General features: G+C 75.2%; 2 protein-coding genes. One reads left to right on the top strand and one right to left on the bottom strand.

The window, feature by feature from the left end:
* Positions 1 to 130 precede the first annotated feature (130 nt).
* Positions 131 to 1,321: an FAD-dependent monooxygenase gene (locus ACTUAL_RS25665; protein ID WP_440902046.1), complete on the top strand. Its 1,191-nt coding sequence runs from the start codon at positions 131 to 133 to the stop codon at positions 1,319 to 1,321.
* A gap of 49 nt (positions 1,322 to 1,370) precedes the next feature.
* Here the strand turns inward: ACTUAL_RS25665 and ACTUAL_RS25660 are convergent.
* Positions 1,371 to 1,736: TetR-like C-terminal domain-containing protein (locus ACTUAL_RS25660; RefSeq protein ID WP_440902045.1), on the bottom strand; the 366-nt coding region annotated here is incomplete at its 5' end.

Genomic DNA, 1,736 nt, shown 5'->3' with positions numbered 1-1,736 from the left:
GGCGGACACCAGCTCTGCCGCCCGAACACCGGAACACCCCCGTTCGCCCCTTCGTGGCGCCCCGACGAAACTAACGCTACATTTGGTTGCGTTAGCGTTGTCGATCTTCCCACCCCACCGGGAGAACCCCATGACCACCGTCCTGATCTCCGGAGCCGGGATCGCCGGCCCCGCGCTGGCGAACCTGCTCACCCGAGCCGGCTTCCGGGTCACCGTCGTCGAGCGCGCGAAGGGCCTGCGCACCGGCGGCTACCCCGTGGACGTCCGCGGCCCCGCCGTCGAGGCGCTCCGCCGCACCGGCGTCCTGGACGCCGCGGCCGAGGCCCACGTGGACCTGCGCCGCATCACCTTCCTCACCGACGGGGGCGAGCCGTTCGCCGAGATCGACCCCCTGACCATGACCGGAGGCTCCGAGGGCCGCGACATCGAGGTCCCCCGAGGCGTCCTCACCCACCTGCTGCACGCGGGCGCCGGGGACGACGTCGACTACCGCTTCGGCGAGTCGATCACCGCGCTGACCGACCGGGGCGACGACGTGCGCGTCACCTTCGCCAACGGGCGCGAGGAGGCGTTCGACCTGGTCGTCGGCGCGGACGGCCTGCACTCCCCGGTGCGGCGCCTGGTGTTCGGCGACGAGTCGGACTTCCTGCGCCCGCTGGGCCTGTGCTTCGCGGGCTTCACCATCCCCACGCCGGACTCGATGGTCCGGGAGGCCCGGATGCAGAACGCGCCCGGCCGCATCGCCGCGATCTACGCCCCGGACGGCAGCGGCCGGTCCCACGGCTTCCTGACCGCGGTCGCCGAGGGCCCGCTGGCCACCGCGCGCAGCTCCACCGGGGAGATCGTGGCGGCGGTCCGGGAGGCGTTCGCGGGCAGCGCCGGGATCGTGCCGGGCCTGCTCGACGCGCTGGACCGCGCCGACGACGTGTACGCGGACTCGGTCTGCCAGGTGCGGATGGACACCTGGTCGCGCGGCCGGGTGGCCCTGGTCGGGGACGCCGCGTTCGCCCCGTCGTTCCCCACCGGCCAGGGCACCAGCCTCGCGCTGGTCGGCGCGTACGTGCTGGCGGGCGAGCTGGCCACCCGCGCCACCCACACCGAGGCGTTCGCCGCCTACCGGGAGGTGCTGCGCGACTACGCGGACCTCAACCACGGGCTCGCCGACAACGGCGCGGCCAGGCTGGTCCCCCGCACCGAGGAGGCCCTGGCCGCCCGCAACGCCGCGCTGACGTCACCGGCCGAGGGCGACCCGGCGCCCGAGCAGAACCACGCGATCAACTCGCTGGAGCTGCCGGACTACGATCGCCTGGCACGGCTCTAGGCGCGTCGCGCGCGGCCCCGGAACACCCGGCCGGGGCCGCGCGTGGCCGCTAGGACCTGGGCACCGCCCGGATGCCCGCCAGCACCACGTCCACCAGCAGTTCGGCGCGGGCGCGGGTTAACTCCCCGCCCAACCGCGCCCGCTGGTGCACCGCCCCGCTCAGCGGCCCGTCGCTCTGATCGGCGTCGGCCAAGGGCAGCTGCCCGTCCGCCACCGCGCGGTCCAGCCTGCGCTGCAACGACTCCAACCGCCCGGTCCACACCCCCCGCAGCAGCTCGCGCAGCTCGCCCTCCTCGCTGATCCCGGCCCACCGCAGCGCGTTCAGCGCCCGCCCCTGCGGGCTGCCCGCCACCGCGCCCAGCGCGCACAGGTACTCCACCAGGTCCGCGCGCAGGTCACCGGTGTCGGGCAGGGG

The organism is Actinosynnema sp., assembly GCF_052038725.1.
This window is presented reverse-complemented; position numbering and strand designations above follow the sequence as displayed.

Bases quoted from the DNA above. Each gene is read 5' to 3' on its own strand.
- ACTUAL_RS25665 (WP_440902046.1), top strand. From the start codon at position 131: ATGACCACCGTCCTGATCTCCGGAGCCGGGATCGCCGGCCCCGCGCTG.